Source organism: Pseudomonas sp. A34-9, from assembly GCF_029543085.1.
Classification (GTDB): Bacteria; Pseudomonadota; Gammaproteobacteria; order Pseudomonadales; family Pseudomonadaceae; genus Aquipseudomonas.
The window spans coordinates 5,740,741-5,757,240 of the sequence record NZ_CP119967.1 but is presented as its reverse complement, the minus strand read 5'-3'; the positions used below and the strand labels follow the sequence as shown (position 1 = coordinate 5,757,240).

18 protein-coding genes and 1 pseudogene are annotated in these 16,500 nt (G+C 61.6%); 13 read left to right on the top strand and 6 right to left on the bottom strand.

What is annotated here, in order from left to right; genetic code table 11:
• Positions 1-87: 87 nt before the first annotated feature.
• A pseudogene (locus tag P3G59_RS25755) lies at positions 88-646 on the bottom strand (50S ribosomal protein L11 methyltransferase).
• Entirely contained in the window at positions 643-1,107 is a 465-nt protein-coding gene (locus P3G59_RS25750; protein ID WP_103303777.1) for a YbaY family lipoprotein, read from the bottom strand. The pseudogene P3G59_RS25755 and the gene P3G59_RS25750 overlap by 4 nt, the downstream one beginning before the upstream one ends.
• A gap of 128 nt (positions 1,108-1,235) precedes the next feature.
• Between P3G59_RS25750 and nrdR the strand changes: the two genes are divergently transcribed.
• The 12 genes from nrdR (at position 1,236) to P3G59_RS25690 (ending at position 10,046) form a co-directional block, all read left to right on the top strand.
• Complete coding sequence (gene nrdR, locus P3G59_RS25745) at positions 1,236-1,700, top strand: transcriptional regulator NrdR (protein ID WP_007910946.1); 465 nt, start codon at positions 1,236-1,238, stop codon at positions 1,698-1,700.
• A complete protein-coding gene (gene ribD, locus P3G59_RS25740) occupies positions 1,697-2,830 on the top strand; it encodes a bifunctional diaminohydroxyphosphoribosylaminopyrimidine deaminase/5-amino-6-(5-phosphoribosylamino)uracil reductase RibD (protein WP_277759475.1) in 1,134 nt (377 codons plus the stop codon). Before nrdR ends, ribD begins: the two co-directional genes overlap by 4 nt.
• A 47-nt stretch (positions 2,831-2,877) precedes the next feature.
• A complete protein-coding gene (locus P3G59_RS25735) occupies positions 2,878-3,543 on the top strand; it encodes a riboflavin synthase (protein ID WP_277759474.1) in 666 nt (221 codons plus the stop codon).
• A gap of 16 nt (positions 3,544-3,559) precedes the next feature.
• Positions 3,560-4,651 (top strand): bifunctional 3,4-dihydroxy-2-butanone-4-phosphate synthase/GTP cyclohydrolase II, encoded by a 1,092-nt coding sequence (gene ribBA / locus P3G59_RS25730; RefSeq protein WP_277759473.1) that lies wholly within the window; start codon positions 3,560-3,562, stop codon positions 4,649-4,651.
• Between the two features lie 91 nt (positions 4,652-4,742).
• On the top strand, positions 4,743-5,219 hold the full coding sequence (gene ribE, locus P3G59_RS25725; RefSeq protein ID WP_003228649.1) for a 6,7-dimethyl-8-ribityllumazine synthase: 477 nt from the start codon (positions 4,743-4,745) through the stop codon (positions 5,217-5,219).
• On the top strand, positions 5,216-5,716 hold the full coding sequence (nusB, locus tag P3G59_RS25720; RefSeq protein WP_277759472.1) for a transcription antitermination factor NusB: 501 nt from the start codon (positions 5,216-5,218) through the stop codon (positions 5,714-5,716). The genes ribE and nusB overlap by 4 nt, the downstream gene beginning before the upstream one ends.
• A gap of 18 nt (positions 5,717-5,734) precedes the next feature.
• Entirely contained in the window at positions 5,735-6,700 is a 966-nt protein-coding gene (gene thiL, locus P3G59_RS25715; RefSeq protein ID WP_277759471.1) for a thiamine-phosphate kinase, read from the top strand.
• Entirely contained in the window at positions 6,697-7,200 is a 504-nt protein-coding gene (locus tag P3G59_RS25710; protein ID WP_007910933.1) for a phosphatidylglycerophosphatase A, read from the top strand. Before thiL ends, P3G59_RS25710 begins: the two co-directional genes overlap by 4 nt.
• 38 nt (positions 7,201-7,238) lie before the next feature.
• Positions 7,239-7,991, top strand: coding sequence for a transporter substrate-binding domain-containing protein (locus tag P3G59_RS25705; RefSeq protein ID WP_277759470.1), 753 nt, complete (start codon positions 7,239-7,241; stop codon positions 7,989-7,991).
• 221 nt (positions 7,992-8,212) lie between these two features.
• Positions 8,213-8,830, top strand: coding sequence for a GTP cyclohydrolase II (gene ribA, locus P3G59_RS25700; RefSeq protein ID WP_016984117.1), 618 nt, complete (start codon positions 8,213-8,215; stop codon positions 8,828-8,830).
• A complete protein-coding gene (locus P3G59_RS25695) occupies positions 8,827-9,246 on the top strand; it encodes an MFS transporter (RefSeq protein ID WP_277759469.1) in 420 nt (139 codons plus the stop codon). Before ribA ends, P3G59_RS25695 begins: the two co-directional genes overlap by 4 nt.
• A complete protein-coding gene (locus tag P3G59_RS25690) occupies positions 9,246-10,046 on the top strand; it encodes a cobalamin-binding protein (RefSeq protein WP_277759468.1) in 801 nt (266 codons plus the stop codon). Before P3G59_RS25695 ends, P3G59_RS25690 begins: the two co-directional genes overlap by 1 nt.
• 110 nt (positions 10,047-10,156) lie before the next feature.
• Here the strand turns inward: P3G59_RS25690 and P3G59_RS25685 are convergent, their stop codons facing one another.
• From P3G59_RS25685 to P3G59_RS25670, 4 genes are all read right to left on the bottom strand, one after another.
• Positions 10,157-12,040, bottom strand: coding sequence for a TonB-dependent receptor (locus tag P3G59_RS25685; protein ID WP_277759467.1), 1,884 nt, complete (start codon positions 12,038-12,040; stop codon positions 10,157-10,159).
• 139 nt (positions 12,041-12,179) lie between these two features.
• Entirely contained in the window at positions 12,180-14,078 is a 1,899-nt protein-coding gene (gene dxs, locus P3G59_RS25680; protein WP_277759466.1) for a 1-deoxy-D-xylulose-5-phosphate synthase, read from the bottom strand.
• Positions 14,079-14,169: 91 nt separating this feature from the next.
• Positions 14,170-15,057, bottom strand: coding sequence for a (2E,6E)-farnesyl diphosphate synthase (ispA, locus tag P3G59_RS25675; RefSeq protein ID WP_277759465.1), 888 nt, complete (start codon positions 15,055-15,057; stop codon positions 14,170-14,172).
• Complete coding sequence (locus P3G59_RS25670) at positions 15,054-15,296, bottom strand: exodeoxyribonuclease VII small subunit (RefSeq protein ID WP_003228627.1); 243 nt, start codon at positions 15,294-15,296, stop codon at positions 15,054-15,056. Before P3G59_RS25670 ends, ispA begins: the two co-directional genes overlap by 4 nt.
• 397 nt (positions 15,297-15,693) lie before the next feature.
• Here P3G59_RS25670 and P3G59_RS25665 point away from each other — a divergent pair, with 397 nt between their 5' ends.
• Positions 15,694-16,485, top strand: coding sequence for a DUF2135 domain-containing protein (locus tag P3G59_RS25665; protein ID WP_277759464.1), 792 nt, complete (start codon positions 15,694-15,696; stop codon positions 16,483-16,485).
• Positions 16,486-16,500: the final 15 nt, after the last annotated feature.

Genomic DNA, 16,500 nt, shown 5'->3' with positions numbered 1-16,500 from the left:
CGCCTTCGCGAGCAGGCTCGCTCCCACATTGGATCTGTGTCGTTCACAAAAAACCTGTGGGAGCCAGCCTGCTGGCGATGCTTTTAGCTAGCGCAGCGCATGGTAGAGGCTGACATGTCTGAATTCTTCCGGCTCGGCCAGATCCGGCAAGGTCATCGCCTCAAGCAGTTCAATCCGCTCATACAACGGATGCCGAAAATCCCGAACCCGCGAATCCGCCACCAATGCCTCTTGCCCACGGCTTAAAAACGTATCGAGCAACGGCAGATTTGCCCGGTCATACAACACGTCCGCCACCAGAATCAGATCAGAGATCGCATGCCACCACCTCCAGCGCCCCGGCCTTCACCGCCGCGATCCCGGCAATGCCGGAACCGGCGCCGAAATCCAGCACGCGCTTGCCGCGCACCCACTCGGGGAACTCCACCAGATACCGCGCCACCGCCAAACCGCTGGCCCAGCAAAAACCCCAGTACGGTGGCTCGTGCAGAATCCGCTGAATTTCTTCCTGGCTGAATTCGCGATCCATGTTGTCGCCATCGATCAGCCATAGCTGTAAATCAGTGTCCGGCAACGCACAGACCTTGAGTCTGGCGTCGCCAAGCAATTCACCTAACGCCTGTTGCAGGTCGAGCGGTGCAGTCATGGTGCTTTGACAAATTGCAGTTGGCCCAGCGCCTGCGTGGTCGGCTGAGTGATGGTCTGCGACGGCAGATGCAGGATCAACTGGCCGGACTGGCTGGCGCGACCGCGCAGCTCAACCCGCGCGCCGGCGGGGAAGGCGTCCGGGTTGAAGCGCAGGCGAAACGGCAGAATCTGGTTGTTGCCGATCAGGCTGGAACTGGCGAGCAATTGTTGCGGGCGATCCTTCTCGTCGATCACCAGCAGCGCCAGTTCGACTTCGGCACCGGCCGGCACACCTTGCAGGGTGCCGCTCAATTCCCGTTGATAGGCCGGCAGCGGCCCAAGGTCGGCGGCTTCTTTGGCTTTTTTCTGCGCTTGCTGTGGCGCAGGGCCGGGCGTCGGCGGCTGAGGCTTGGGTGCATCGCTGCCACAGGCCACCAGCAGGCTGAAAAGACTGAGCAAAACGAGCGGACGTAACGGCATTGGATGCTCCAGCAAAATGAAATCCATGGATCAAACGATCATGCCGTTCTGTATACCGCAAAGCCTATGGCTTGTCTTGCCACCGGGATGCGCTACCATGGCCCTCCCTTTTTTTGTTGCCAGCCACCATGCACTGTCCCTTCTGCGGTGCCAACGACACCAAGGTCATCGACTCGCGTCTGGTCGCCGAGGGCGAACAGGTGCGCCGCCGGCGTGAATGCCTGGCCTGCGGCGAGCGTTTCACGACGTTCGAGACGGCCGAACTGGTGTTGCCGCGCCTGATCAAAACCGACGGCAGCCGCCAACCGTTCGACGAAGAAAAACTCCGCGCCGGCATGCAGCGCGCGCTGGAGAAACGTCCGGTGAGCGTCGAGCGCCTCGAGTCCTCTCTGGTTCACATCAAGCACAAGCTGCGCGCCACCGGCGAGCGCGAGGTCAAATCCCTTGTGGTCGGCGAACTGGTCATGGCCGAATTGCAAAAGCTTGATGAAGTCGCCTACATCCGCTTCGCGTCGGTGTACAAGCGCTTCCAGGACCTCAACGAATTCCGCGAAGAGATCGACCGCCTCGCCCGCGAACCGGTGAAAGAATGACCACCGTCGCCGAGCAGGCCATCCTCGACGCCCACTTCATGGCGCGTGCGCTGGAACTGGCGCGCAAAGGTCACTACACCACGCATCCCAATCCGCGGGTCGGCTGCGTGGTGGTGCGCGACGGGCAGATTGTCGGCGAAGGCTGGCATGAGCGCGCCGGCGAACCGCACGCTGAAGTCCACGCGCTGCGCGCCGCCGGTGAACTGGCCCGGGGCGCCACTGCGTATGTGACTCTCGAACCGTGCAGCCACCATGGCCGCACGCCGCCGTGCGCCGATGCGCTGGTGAATGCCGGTGTTGGTCGAGTCGTGGCGGCGATGCGCGACCCGAATCCGCAAGTCGCCGGACGTGGTTTGCAGCGTCTGGCCGATGCCGGTATCGCCACCGAAAGTGGTGTGCTCGAAGCCGAGGCGCGCAAGCTCAATCAAGGTTTTCTGAAGCGCATGGAACACGGCTTGCCGTTCGTGCGGGTCAAGCTGGCCATGAGTCTCGACGGTCGCACGGCGATGGAAAGCGGCGAGAGCCAATGGATCACCGGCCCGGCCGCGCGTTCGGCCGTCCAGCGTCTGCGCGCTCAGGCCGCCGTGGTGCTGACCGGCGCCGACACGGTGCTGGCTGATGGTGCGCGTTTGACCGTACGCGCTGACGAACTCGGTCTGGACAGCGAGCAAACGGCGCTGGCGATGAGCCGTCCGCCATTGCGCGTGCTGATCGACGGGCGCCTGCGCGTGCCGCTCGATGCGCCGTTCTTCAAGGCCGGTCCGGCGTTGGTCGCCACCTGTGTCGCGATCGAAGAGCAATACGCTCACGGCCCCGAGTGCCTGATCGTGCCAGGTGATGACGGTCAGGTCGATCTGCATCAATTGCTGATTGAACTGGCCAACCGTGGCGTCAACGAGGTGCTGGTCGAAGCCGGCCCGCGTCTGGCGGGGGCTTTCGCTCAGCTCGGTCTGGTGGACGAATTCGTGATCTTCATCGCCGGCAAGTTCCTCGGTTCTTCGGCGCGTCCGCTGCTGGACTGGCCGCTGGCCCATATGAAGGATGCCCCGGAGCTGAAAATCAGCGAAATTCGCGCGGTGGGCGATGACTGGCGAGTCACTGCCATCCCTGCTCAACGGTCGAGCGTATAATTCCCGGCCATCGCGTTAGCGCTGGCTTAGTTCTCAAGGAGAACCCCATGTTTACCGGCATCATCGAATCCATCGGCAGTATCCGTGCACTGACCCCAAAGGGCGGTGATGTGCGGGTCCACGTCGCCACCGGCAAGCTCGACCTGAGCGACGTCAAACTCGGCGACAGCATCGCGGTCAACGGCGTCTGCCTGACGGCGGTCGAGCTGCCGGGCGACGGCTTTGCCGCCGACGTCAGCCGCGAAACCCTCGACTGCACCGCCATGAATGACCTGAAAAGCGGCAGCCCGGTCAATCTCGAAAAAGCCCTGACCCCGACCACCCGTCTCGGGGGGCATCTGGTCAGCGGCCACGTCGACGGCGTCGGCGAAATCGTCTCGCGCAGCGACAATGCCCGCGCCGTGGAATTTCGCATCCGCGCGCCGAAGGAGCTGGCCAAGTACATCGCCCATAAAGGCTCGATCACGGTTGATGGCACCAGCCTGACCGTGAACGCCGTCGATGGCGCTGAATTCATGCTGACGATCATTCCGCACACCCTGAGCGAAACCATCATGGCTTCGTACAAGCCAGGTCGCCGGGTGAATCTGGAAGTCGATTTGCTGGCTCGTTATCTGGAGCGTTTGCTCTTGGGCGACAAGGCCGCAGAGCCGAGCGCTGGCGGCACGATCACTGAAAGCTTTCTGGCCGCCAACGGCTACCTCAAATCCTGACTGAAGGGGGTGCCTTGTGGCGCTCAATAGCATCGAAGAACTGGTTGAAGATATCCGCCAAGGCAAGATGGTCATCCTCATGGATGACGAAGACCGCGAGAACGAAGGCGACCTGATCATGGCCGCCGAATGCTGCCAGGCCGAGCACATCAACTTCATGGCCAAGCACGCCCGTGGCCTGATCTGCATGCCGATGAGCCGCGAGCGCTGCGAACTGTTGAAGCTGCCGCTGATGGCACCACGCAACGGTTCCGGTTTCGGCACCAAGTTCACCGTCTCGATCGAAGCCGCCGAAGGCGTGACCACCGGCATCTCCGCCGCTGACCGCGCGCGCACCGTGCAAGCGGCTGCCGCGAAGGACGCCAAGGCTGAAGACATCGTCAGCCCGGGCCACATCTTCCCGCTGATGGCACAGGCCGGCGGCACCCTCGCTCGCGCCGGCCACACTGAAGCTGCCTGCGACCTCGCGCGCATGGCCGGTTTCGAGCCGAGCGGGGTGATCTGCGAAGTGATGAACGACGACGGCACCATGTCTCGTCGTGCTGAACTCGAAGCGTTTGCCGCTGAACACAGCATCAAGATCGGTACCATCGCCGACCTGATTCACTACCGGATGATCCACGAACGTACCGTTCAGCGGATTGCCGAGCAGCCACTGGACAGCGAACTGGGCCAATTCAACCTGGTGACCTATCGTGATTCGGTGGAAGGCGACGTGCACATGGCGCTGACCCTGGGCACTGTTTGCGCCGAAGAGCCAACGCTGGTTCGCGTGCACAACATGGACCCGCTGCGCGACCTGTTGATGGTCAAGCAACCGGGGCGCTGGAGCCTGCGCGCCGCCATGGCTGCGGTTGCCGAGGCGGGCAGCGGTGTGGTGCTGTTGCTCGGTCACCCGCTCGATGGCGACGTGTTGCTTGCGCATATCCGTGAAACCGGCGATCAGGCCGCGCCGAAAAAACCGACGACTTACAGCATTGTCGGTGCCGGTTCGCAGATCCTGCGAGACCTCGGTGTGCGCAAAATGCGTTTGATGTCTGCACCGATGAAATTTAATGCGATATCCGGTTTCGATCTGGAAGTTGTAGAATACGTGCCCTCCGAATAATGACCGGTTGTTTCCGGACCCGAATTCGCGGCAAATAAATCACTGAGGGACGCGTAGCAGACGCGTCCCGGCTCTTTAAGAGAACTGACGAATGACCCTGAAGACCATCGAAGGTACCTTCATCGCCCCTAAAGGCCGCTACGCTTTGGTAGTGGGCCGCTTCAACAGCTTCGTCGTTGAAAGCCTGGTCAGCGGTGCAGTTGATGCCCTGGTTCGCCACGGCGTGAGCGAAAGCGACATCACCATCATCCGCGCACCTGGCGCCTTCGAAATCCCGCTGGTTGCGCAGAAAGTCGCCCAGAAAGGTGAATTCGCAGCCATCATCGCCCTCGGTGCGGTCATTCGTGGCGGTACTCCGCACTTCGAATACGTGGCGGGCGAATGCACCAAGGGCCTGGCCCAGGTGTCCATGGAGTTCGGCGTGCCGGTCGCTTTCGGCGTCCTGACCGTTGATTCCATTGAGCAAGCCATCGAACGTTCCGGCACCAAGGCCGGTAACAAAGGTGCCGAAGCTGCCCTGTCCGCTCTGGAAATGGTCAGCCTGCTGGCGCAGTTGGAGGCCAAGTGATTAGCGACGAAAGCGATCGTTTCAATCCGCGCGATCCGCGTCCAACGGACGCCGGCAAGCCTTCGAAAAGTGAAAAGCGCCGCGCTGCCCGTCAGTTGGCGACTCAAGCGTTGTATCAGCGCCACATGGCCAGTACTTCGCTGAACGAAATCGAAGCGCAGTTTCGCGTCGACAACGATTTCACCTTCGCCGATGCCAGCTACTTCCACGACATCCTGCACGGTGTTCCGGCCAATCTGACCGAGATCGACGCTGCGTTGGCGCCGTGCCTGGACCTGGCCATCGAAGAGCTGGACCCGGTTGAACTGTGCGTACTGCGCCTGTCGACCTGGGAACTGCTCAAGCGTGTCGACGTGCCGTACCGCGTTGTGATCAACGAAGGGATCGAACTGGCGAAAGTCTACGGTTCCACCGACGGCCACAAGTTCGTCAACGGTGTGCTCGACAAGCTGGCCCCGCGCCTGCGTGAAGCTGAAGTGAAGGCGTTCAAGCGCTGAAACGCGCTTGATACTTCAATGGGCGAGTTCGAGCTGATCCGCAACTTCTTCGCCGCCGCGCCTTGTGCGCAGGGCGGCGAAGGCGTTGCTCTGGGGATCGGCGACGACTGCGCCTTGCTCGCTGTTCCCCCCGGGGAACAGTTGGCAATCTCTACCGATACGCTGGTGGCCGGTGTGCATTTCGCCGACCCCTGCGATCCGTTTCTGCTCGGTCAGCGCTCGCTGGCCGTTGCGGTCAGCGATCTGGCCGCCATGGGCGCCACGCCCGTTGCCTTTACCCTTGCCCTGACTGTGCCGACGGTGACCGCCGATTGGCTGCAAGCCTATGCCCACGGTTTGAACCGTATGGCGCAGAGCTGCGGCGTTGCGCTGGTCGGCGGCGATACCACGCGCGGGCCGTTGAGCCTGACGGTTACCGTGTTTGGTCGCGTGCCTGCGGGTCAGGCGCTGACCCGCAGTGGCGCGCAACCGGGTGACTTGTTATGTGTCGGTGGTGAGCTGGGCAATGCGGCCGGCGCCTTGCCTCTGGTACTCGGTCAGCGTGAGGCCGAAGCTCACATCGCCCAACCGCTGCTCGATCATTACTGGTCGCCACAACCGCAACTCGCCCTCGGCCAGGCCCTGCGTGGCAAAGCCACATCAGCGCTGGATATCTCCGATGGCTTGCTCGCCGACTGTGGCCACATTGCGTTGGCTTCAAAGGTGCGGCTTGAGATTGAACGCGAGCGCGTACCGCTGTCGGATGCATTAGTGGCATTTCTCGGTCAGCGCGGTGCCGAGCGTGCAGCATTGAGCGGTGGCGATGATTACGTCCTGGCGTTCACCCTGCCGTCCATCGAGTTGCCGGCGCTGCTGGCCAATGGCTGGCCGGTCCATGTGATCGGTCGCGTCGCAGAGGGGCAGGGCGTGGTCTTGCTGGACCGCGAAGGGCACGACATCACCCCGCAAATCCGCGGTTATCAACATTTTCAGGAGACACCGTGACAGATCACCCGAAACAGGTTCCGGCCGAATTCGTTCCGCCGTCGGTCTGGCGTAATCCCTGGCATTTCCTCGCGTTCGGCTTTGGTTCCGGCACCCTGCCGAAAGCCCCGGGCACGTGGGGTTCGTTAGTTGCGCTACCCTTTATTCCGTTGTGGCAGATGTTGCCCGACTGGGGTTACTGGCTGATGCTCGGGATCACCATGCTGTTCGGCTTCTGGCTGTGCGGCAAAGTGGCTGACGATCTGCGGGTACACGACCACGAAGGCATCGTCTGGGACGAGATGGTCGGGATGTGGATCACCCTGTGGCTGGTGCCGGAAGGCTGGTACTGGTTGCTCGCGGGTTTTCTGGTGTTCCGCTTCTTCGACATTCTCAAGCCATGGCCGATTCGCTGGATCGACCGGCATGTGCATGGCGGCGTCGGCATCATGCTCGACGACGTACTGGCCGGTGTGTTCGCCTGGCTGGCCATGCAGGGCCTGGTGTGGATTTTCGCCTGATTCCAAGGGATATCAGGGGGCAAGTGAGGGGACTAGGGATGGCTCGACGCTGGTTGGCGCTGGTGTTTTTTGCTTTGCTGGGCACAGTGGCCGGTGCGCAGGAAGCTGCGCCGACGCCGGCGGTCATCCATCTGGCCAGCGAAGACTGGGAAGACTACACCGCCGCTGACGGCCATGGTCTGGGCTGGGACGTGTTGCGCAAGGTGTTCGAGCCGGTCGGGGTGAAGTTGGACATTCGCACGGTGCCGTACACCCGTTCGGTTGGGCTGGTGCAGTTGAAAGAGGTCGATGCGCTGGTCGGCTCTTATCGCGATGAAGCCGATCAAGTGCTGTACCCGCGCTGGAATTTTGATTCCGATCACATCTATGCGTTGGGGCTGGCGAGCAATCCGGCGCCCACCCAGGCGACGCTGGGCAAGTATCGCCTGGCTTGGGTGCGGGGCTATCGCTACGAAAACTACCTGCCGAATATCAAGCGTTACAACCAGATCGAGCGGCGCACCGGCATTCTGTCGATGCTCAAGCAAGGGCGGGCGGATTACTACATCGATGCGCTGACCGAGATTGAAGCCGTGGTGAAAACCGCAGCCGATCCGGCGCAGTATCGCTATTCGCACTTGGCCGAGCTGCCGTTGTTCCTCGGCTTTGCCGACACGCCACAGGCGCGGGCGCTGATGGCGCTGTATGACCAGCGCATGGAGGCGTTGGTGAAGAGCGGCGAGTTGAAACCGATCTTCGAGAAGTGGAAGCAGCCGTATCCGTTCGCTACGGGCGCGACGAATCCCTTGTAGGAGCTGCGGCACGCTGCGATCTTCTGATCTTGATTCTAAAAGCCAGATCAAAAGATCGCAGCCTCGTTTCACTCGACAGCTCCTGCAGGGATCCCTGTCGATCGGGAGTGATCAAACTTTTTGATCGTTATGCCCGATAATTCAGCCTAAGCGTCTGTAGGAACCTGCTGTTACAATGCCGGCCTGCGAATTTTCAGACTCTTTAGATCAGGAGCACACCGGTGCCTGTCGTCTTTGTCGCCGCTTCCAAGCTGCCAACGCCTTTTGCGCAATTCACCATGCACGGTTTTCTCGATGAAGCCACCGGTCGCGAGCACGTTGTGCTGAGCCTGGGTGAAATTGCTGATGGTGCCCCGGTACTCGGCCGTTTGCACTCCGAATGCCTGACCGGCGACGCCTTGTTCAGTCAGCGTTGCGACTGCGGTTCGCAACTCGAAGGCGCCCTCAAAGCCATCGCCCGTGAAGGCCGTGGCGTGTTGCTCTACCTGCGTCAGGAAGGTCGCGGCATCGGTCTGCTGAACAAGATCCGTGCCTACGAGTTGCAGGACGGCGGCGCCGACACCGTTGAAGCCAACGAGCGTCTGGGCTTTGCCGCCGACCAGCGTGACTACGCCATGTGCCTGCCGATGCTCGAACATCTGGGCGTGAAATCCCTGCGTCTGATGACTAACAACCCGCGCAAGGTCAAAGCCCTGACCGACATGGGCATCACCGTCGCTGAGCGTGTGCCGCTGCACACCGGTCACAACCCGCACAACAAGCTCTACCTGGCGACCAAGGCCAGCAAGCTCGACCACATGATGGGCAACGAGCATCAGGGCGAGGTTGATCGCGCGTGACGCGGGGGCAGGTGCGACGCCGGTTGTCAGTCGATTGGTGGAAATACCTCGCACTGGCGCTGGTGCCGCTGTTCGTCCTCAACGCACTGTTCGGTCAGGGCGAGGGGATTCTGCCGGTACTGGCGATGCCGTTTTTCATTGCTGGCGTCGCGTCGATGTTTGTCAGCCTGAAGTTTTTCGGCCGTTACAAACACGCGCTGATCGCCACGCAAAAAGCCCTCGATACCGCGGATGAACCGGCCGCGTGGATTGCCCTCGCCGCCCGTCGTCGCACGGCTTTTCTCGCGGCTGCCTTGCCGGCCTGGATCGGTGCACTGGCGGTGTTTGTCGGTCTCGAAGCGGTACCGCTGATGTTGCTGGCGTTGTCCACGGCGGTGCTGTTCTACCTCTACCGTATCCCGCGTCAACTCGGCTGATGCGCGGTCTCTGGCTGGCGGTTTTGCTGCTGGCCGTCAGCGTCCCGGCGCTGGCCAGTCCGCGCGTGGTCAGCCTCGCGCCGTCTCTGTCTGAAATCGTCGTTGAGCTGGATTCCGCCGACCTGCTAGTCGGTGTACTGGATGCCGGCGAGCGCCCGGCGGCGCTTGCGGGCGTGCCTTCCGTTGGTCGTTATGGCCAGCTCGACATGGAGCGACTGCTCAGTCTCAAACCCGATCTGTTGTTGCTCTGGCCCGGCAGTGTCGGCCCGGCGCAACGTGATCAACTCAAGCGACTGAATATCCCGACTTATGTCGCCGAACCCCACAGTCTGGACCAGCTTTCTGCGCAGATCGAAGCCATTTCTGCGCAACTGGGCCGGCCCGAGCGCGGGGCGAAACTGGCCGCAGAACTGCGCGATCAGCTCGGTCAGCTTCGTCAGCGCTATCGCCGGGACCGGCCGTTGAAAGTGTTTTATCAGGTCTGGGACAAACCGCTGTACACCGTCGGTGGCGGGCAGATCATCAGCGATGCGCTGGAGGTGTGCGGGGCGCGTAATGTGTTCGGCGATCTGAGTCTGCCGGCGCCGCAGGTGAGTATCGAGGCGGTGCTGCAGCGCAATCCCGAGGTGATTCTGGCGGGGGATCAGGCGCAACTGAATGCTTGGAAGGCGTGGCCGCAAGTGGCGGCGGTCAAAGAGGGGAAGCTGCTGTTGGTCACCGACAAAGGCCTTGAACGCCCAAGTGGCCAAATGATCAGCGCCACCGCCAAACTCTGCCAATTGATCGCGCCTGACCGCTGAAATCGGAGTGACTTCTTCGCGAGCAGGCTCGCTCCCACAGGGGGATCGCATTCCAAATGTGGGAGCGAGCCTGCTCGCGAAGGGGCCAGTCAAATCACCGAAGATTCAAATCAAAGCTGTGGAGTCCAGGTGACGCCAAACATCCACACCCGTCCTTCCTCGCGATACCCGTATTGGCTGCCGTCATAGCTGTAATTGGCGCGGCTGTAGCCTTTGTCGAAAACGTTATCGACCTTCAGATCCAGTTTGATCTCGCGGGTCAGTGCCCAACTGCTGCGCAAGCCGAACAACGCATAACCGCCCAGCGGGTTTTCATTTTTCAGGTCGTCATAACTGCTGCTGACCGCCTGCCAACTGGCGCCGAGGCTGACTTGATCAAACTGTCGATCCAGGTCCCAACTCAACGTACGCCGCGCACGACGCGCCAAGGTGTGGCCACTGTCGCGGTCTCGCGGATCAATGATCGATACGCCAAGGTTGCTCTGCCAGTCGAACAGCTCCTGTTTCAGCGCCGCTTCAAAGCCGTTGATTCGCGCCGACGCGACGTTCTCCGGGCGTGAATTGCTGCCGAAGATGATCGCGTCTTCCAGATCCGTACGGTAAATCGAGGCTTCAAGACGGCTGCTATCGGTTAACTGACTGCGCCATTGCAACTCGTAGCTTTTCGAGGTTTCCGGTTTCAGATCCGGGTTGCTGAAGTCCGGGTAGTACAGGTCGTTGAAGGTCGGCGCGCGGAAGCCTTCGCTGTAGCTCAGCAACAGATCATTGTCCGGGTTTAGCGGCAGGGTGAACGTGCCGCTCCAGGTGTTCTGGCTGCCGAACTGCTGGTTGTCGTCATGGCGCAGGCCCAGTTCGGTGGAGAAGCTGTCGGCCTGATAACGATGCTGAATGAACGCGGCGCGGTTCCAGCGGCTGTCCTCATCGAACGCGGTGCTGCTGTTGACCCGGTCTTCGTACCAGTCGCCGCCGAGGATCAGGCTGTTACGTGCATCGAGGGTCAGGTCGTTCTGCCAGTTCACCGAGTCGCGGTAGGTGTTGAACACCGTGCGTTCGTCGCTGAGCTTGTCGAGGGTCTTCTCGCGGTTCTCGGTATGGCCGAATTCGACGCGGGTTTTCCAGGTTTCGTTGACCCGCGAGTCGATGTAACTGCTGACGCTGCTGACGTCGAAATCGCTGTAAGGCTGCTGTTGTACAGACTCGAACGTGGTCATGTCGAAGCGGCCGAACGGATTGTCGAACTCGCCCTTGCCACGGTTATCCAGCAGATTGGCGCCGACTTCGATGTCATCGGTCAGCGCATGGCTGAGGCTCAGGCTGACAGATTTATTGCGGTAAGCATCGTGATCGCCATCGCTGGGATACGACTCGTGGGTTCGGTCACCCCCGGCGGTTTCATCCAGACTGGCGCCAAGGTTGAAGCGGGTTTTCTCATCGCCACCGGACAAGCCGACACTGCGCTCCCAGCTCTGGTTGCTGCCGAAACCGACGTGCATCCGTTGCTGCAAACCCTGCTCGGTACCACGGCGGGTGAAGATCTGGATCACCCCGCCAATCGCATCGCTGCCGTAAATCACCGAACGCGAACCGCGCAGCACTTCAACGCGCTCGATCTGCTCGATGTTCAGATGCTGCAGGTTGCTGTCGCCGGAAGTCGAACTGCCGATGCGCTGACCGTCGACCAGCACCAGACTCTGCGCCGACTGCGTGCCGCGAATGTAGATCCCCGGCAGACTGCCGCGCCCGCCGGCCTGCGCCACCTGTACGCCCGGCACGCGCCGCAGCAGGTCTGGCACATCGCTCGGTTGCAGCCGGTCGATGTCTTCGCGGGTGAACACGGTGTTGGCGGCGCTGCTGTCGTTGCGGGCTTCGACCTGGCGGTTGGCTGAGATCAGCACGTCAGGCAGCTTCAGCGCTTGGTCGCGTTCGAAGGTGTCGGCGAACGCATTGGCGGCTGGCAGCAGGAAGAAGGGCAGGGCGAAGCGCGAGAGGTTCATGGACAGTCCACTGGTGTTTCAGGTGTACACAAATCAAATGTGGGAGCGAGCCTGCTCGCGAATGCGGTGTATCAGTCAGCAATGTATTGACTGACAGTCCGCTTTCGCGAGCAGGCTCGCTCCCACAAGGGTAATGCGTTTATTTGTCGAGTAAGGCCAGACGCTCGCGAATCGACGCTTCGATCCCGGCCTCATCCAGCCCGCACTCGGCCAGCATCTGCGCCGGTTTGGCGTGCTCGACGTAGATATCCGGCAAGCCCAGGTGCAGCATCGACTTGAGGATGTTCTCCCGTGCCAGGAACTCGCTGACTGCACCACCGGCGCCGCCCATGATCGCGTTCTCTTCGATAGTCACCAGCAACTCGTGACTGCCGGCAATCTCGCGTACCAGCGCTTCATCCAGTGGTTTGACGAAGCGCATGTCGACCACGGTGGCATCCAGCTTCTCAGCGACTTTCAGCGCCTCGGCCAGTTGCACGCCGAACACCAGCAGAGCGACTTTGCTGCCCTGACGACGGACGATGCCCTTGCCGATTTCGATCGGCTCGAGGTCTTTTTCGATGGTTGCGTTCGGGCCGTTGCCGCGCGGATAACGCACTGCCGCCGGGCCGTTGTACAGGTGGCCGGTCGTGAGCATTTTGCGCAGTTCGTTCTCATCGCTCGGGGTCATGATGACCATGCCCGGGATGCAGCGCAGGTACGACAGATCGAAGCTGCCCGCGTGAGTCGGGCCGTCTTCGCCGACCAGACCGGCGCGGTCGATGGCGAACAGCACGTCGAGGTTCTGCACCGCGACGTCATGCACCAGTTGGTCATAACCGCGCTGCAGGAACGTCGAGTAGATCGCCACCACCGGTTTTGCGCCTTCGCAGGCCATGCCGGCCGCGAATGTCACGGCGTGTTGTTCGGCAATCGCTACGTCGAAATAGCGCAGCGGGAAGCGTTCGCTGAACGCGACCAGATCCGAGCCTTCCTTCATTGCCGGGGTGATCCCGACCAGGCGTGGATCGGCAGCGGCCATGTCGCACAGCCACTCGCCGAACACTGCCGAATACTTCGGCCCGCCGGCCTTTTTCGGCGCAGCGGCCGGGGCGTCGAGTGGTTCGAGTTTGGTGATGGCGTGGTAGCCAATCGGGTCGACTTCCGCCGGGGCGAAGCCTTTGCCTTTTTTGGTGACGATGTGCAGGAACTGCGGGCCTTTCAGATCGCGCATGTTGCGCAGCGTGGCGATCAGCGTTGGCAGGTCGTGGCCATCAATCGGGCCGATGTAGTTCCAGCCCAGCTCTTCGAACAGGGTGCCGGGGACCAGCATGCCTTTGGCGTATTCTTCGGTACGACGGGCGATTTCCCAGGCGCCGGGCAGGCGCGACAGGACTTTCTTGCTGCCCTCGCGCATGCTTGCGTAAGTGCGGCTGGAAAGGATCTTCGCCAGATAATTCGACAGGCCGCCGACATTGCGCGAGATCGACATGTCGTTGTCGTTGAGGATCACCAGCATGTTGGCGTTCACTTCCGGCGCGTGGTTCAGCGCCTCGAAAGCCATGCCGGCGGTCAACGCGCCGTCGCCGATCACGGCGATTGCCTTGCGATCACTGTTCTGCAGGCGGGCGGCAATGGCCATGCCCAGCGCAGCGCTGATCGAGGTGCTGGAGTGGCCGACGCCAAAGGTGTCGTACTCGCTCTCGGCGCGGCGCGGGAAGGCAGCGATGCCGTCCTTCTGGCGCAGCGTACCCATGCGCTCGCGGCGACCGGTGAGGATCTTGTGCGGGTACGCCTGATGGCCAACGTCCCACAGCAACCGGTCGTCCGGCGTGTCGAAGACGTAATGCAGCGCGATGGTCAGCTCGATCACGCCCAGGCCGGCACCGAAATGCCCACCGGTCTGACCGACCGTATAGAGCAATTCCAGGCGCAACTCATCGGCCAGGGTTTCCAGCTCGGCTTCGCCTAACCGGCGCAGGCCGTCCGGCGTATTCGCGCGGTCGAGCAGGGGCGTGGTCGGGCGCTTGCGGGGAATCTCATGAAACGTCGTGGGCATCAGGCGAATCGTTATAGGTATAGAAGATGCGGCAGTTTACCTGATGCATCGCCCCCTGCCCACGCGTTGGTCTTTTTTGGCGGATTCGCCGTCAGCTGCGGCGCTCGACGATATACCGGGCCAGCTCGCGCAAGGGCTCGGCTGCCGCGTCAAACGGTCGCAGGGCGTGCAGGGCCTGATCGCGCAGTTCCAGCGCGTAGGCTTTGGCCGCGTCGAGACCGAGCAGGGCCGGGTAGGTCGGCTTGTCACGGGCAATGTCGGCGCCCTGGCGTTTGCCGAGGGTTTCGGTATCGCTTTCGACGTCGAGAATGTCGTCCTGCACCTGAAAGGCCAGGCCGATAGCCTGTGCATAAGTCTGCAGGGCACGCAGTTCATCCGGCTCGGCACGGCCGCTAGCAAGGGCGCCGAGTTTGACGCTGACTTCAATCAGCGCACCGGTCTTGTGCCGGTGCATCTGTTCGAGGGCTTGTTGATCGAGCTTGAGGCCGACCGAACCGAGGTCGATGGCCTGACCGCCGACCATGCCCGCCGGGCCCGCAGCCTGGGCGAGGGCGGTGACCATTTGCAGACGGATGTCGCTGCTGCAGTCGCTCAGGCGCGGGTCGAGCAGGGCGCTGAACGCCAGGCTCTGCAAGCCGTCACCGGCGAGGATCGCGCAGGCTTCATCGAATTTCTTGTGAGTGGTCGGCTGGCCGCGACGCAGATCGTCGTCGTCCATCGCCGGCAAATCATCGTGAACCAGCGAATACGCGTGGATCAGCTCAACCGCGCAGGCTGCGCCGTTGGCCTGTTCAGCCTTGCCACCGAGCGCTTCGCATGCCGCGTAGGCCAATAGCGGACGCACGCGTTTGCCGCCGTTCATCACGCTGTAGCGCATGGCTTCATAAAGCCGCGCCAATTCCGGCAACGGTGCGTTGAACAGGGTCTCCAGCGCCACGTTGACCCGGGCCTGGCTGGTCGCCGTATACGCTGCAATCATTCTGGCTGTTCCGCGTCGAAGGGTTCCTCGGCGAGTTCGCCATCGCGCTCCAGCAGCACCTGCACCTTCTGCTCGGCTTGCGCCAGCGCTGCCTGGCAGTCACGGGTCAGACCGATGCCCTGCTCGAAAGCGGTCAGCGAGTCTTCCAGCGACAATTCACCGTTCTCCAGACGCTCGACCAATGTTTGCAGGTCGGCGAGGGACTGTTCGAAATCCAGTGCAGCTTTTTTGCGGGCCATGGCGGCGATTTCCGGTTGACGTTAAACCGGCGCGACACTAGCAGATAGGGGGGGTATGGGCAAATGAGCAGGGCCTGCGCAGGTATCGCCAAGGGCCGTATAAACCTCTGTGGCGAGGGAGCAAGCTCCCTCGCCACAGGATTTGTGGTTATTCAGGCTTATTCGGCTCATTTTGTGAGTCGAATAACCGTGCTATTCGGCTCACGGCCAATAAAACTGCGTGATTCCCACCGCAAATGCACATGTATCCGATTGTTAAAAAACTGCCAAATGGCTAATCTTCGCGCCTTCTACGACCCCATAGTCACGGGTCTTTCAGACGAAACGCAGTTTTCACCGCTGTGAAGTACCGAGGATCGGGTGCAAGGTTTCGTTCAGGCATGGCAGGAGGCATCACATGCGTTCATTTCTTTTGCTGCTGATCGGCCTGGCCGGTGCGCCCGCGCTGTGGGCCGCGCCGACGGCCGAGCTGGCGGAACCGGTGGGTGGCTGGCGCTATCACGGTCTGCTCGATCGCACGGAAAACCCGCAAGTCGCCTACCCGACGCCGCCGATCGATCGCGGCATCCAGCGCAATCGCACGATGATCCAGGGCCAGCTCAAGGCCATCGGGCACATGCGCCCGCCGCACAGCCTTGCGGTGAATGGCAATCCACTGAATCTGTACACCGACGACGATGGGCGTTTCGCCCGGCCGTACGCGTTCGGCGCCGGCTCCAACAGCGTCGAAGTGATCAGCGCCGAAGGCCAGTCGCTCAAGCGCGTGCAATTTTATGAAGCAAATAACCTGCGCACGCCGGCGCGGATTCGTCTTGTCTTGGGATGGGACGATCCAAAAGCCGAACTCGATCTGCACATTGTCACGCCCGACGGTCAGCATGCCTTCTGGGCGCAGCCGGCACTGAGCAATGGCGGCGGTCTGGACCCGGATGGCGTCGATGGTCCGGGCCCGGAAATGTTCACCATGACCGCGCCGCTGCATGGCACCTATCTGGTTTACGTCAACTATTGGGGCAACTTCGGTAACGGCGGCTATAACTTCGAGGAGACCAGCAACCAGAACGAGGTGATCACCTCGCAAATCACGCTGGTGCTCAACGAAAACACCGTCGACGAAAAACGCGAAACGTTCATCGTGCCGCTGCGGGCGATCGGTGATCTGCTGCTGGTCAAGACTTTCAACTATTAAGCATTCCGCCACGGA

Coding starts and splice junctions, on each gene's coding strand:
- P3G59_RS25750 (WP_103303777.1), bottom strand. CDS start 1,107: ATGCCGTTACGTCCGCTCGTTTTGCTCAGTCTTTTCAGCCTGCTGGTG.
- nrdR (WP_007910946.1), top strand. CDS start 1,236: ATGCACTGTCCCTTCTGCGGTGCCAACGACACCAAGGTCATCGACTCG.
- ribD (WP_277759475.1), top strand. CDS start 1,697: ATGACCACCGTCGCCGAGCAGGCCATCCTCGACGCCCACTTCATGGCG.
- P3G59_RS25735 (WP_277759474.1), top strand. CDS start 2,878: ATGTTTACCGGCATCATCGAATCCATCGGCAGTATCCGTGCACTGACC.
- ribE (WP_003228649.1), top strand. CDS start 4,743: ATGACCCTGAAGACCATCGAAGGTACCTTCATCGCCCCTAAAGGCCGC.
- thiL (WP_277759471.1), top strand. CDS start 5,735: ATGGGCGAGTTCGAGCTGATCCGCAACTTCTTCGCCGCCGCGCCTTGT.
- P3G59_RS25705 (WP_277759470.1), top strand. CDS start 7,239: ATGGCTCGACGCTGGTTGGCGCTGGTGTTTTTTGCTTTGCTGGGCACA.
- P3G59_RS25690 (WP_277759468.1), top strand. CDS start 9,246: ATGCGCGGTCTCTGGCTGGCGGTTTTGCTGCTGGCCGTCAGCGTCCCG.
- P3G59_RS25685 (WP_277759467.1), bottom strand. CDS start 12,040: ATGAACCTCTCGCGCTTCGCCCTGCCCTTCTTCCTGCTGCCAGCCGCC.
- dxs (WP_277759466.1), bottom strand. CDS start 14,078: ATGCCCACGACGTTTCATGAGATTCCCCGCAAGCGCCCGACCACGCCC.
- ispA (WP_277759465.1), bottom strand. CDS start 15,057: ATGATTGCAGCGTATACGGCGACCAGCCAGGCCCGGGTCAACGTGGCG.
- P3G59_RS25670 (WP_003228627.1), bottom strand. CDS start 15,296: ATGGCCCGCAAAAAAGCTGCACTGGATTTCGAACAGTCCCTCGCCGAC.
- P3G59_RS25665 (WP_277759464.1), top strand. CDS start 15,694: ATGCGTTCATTTCTTTTGCTGCTGATCGGCCTGGCCGGTGCGCCCGCG.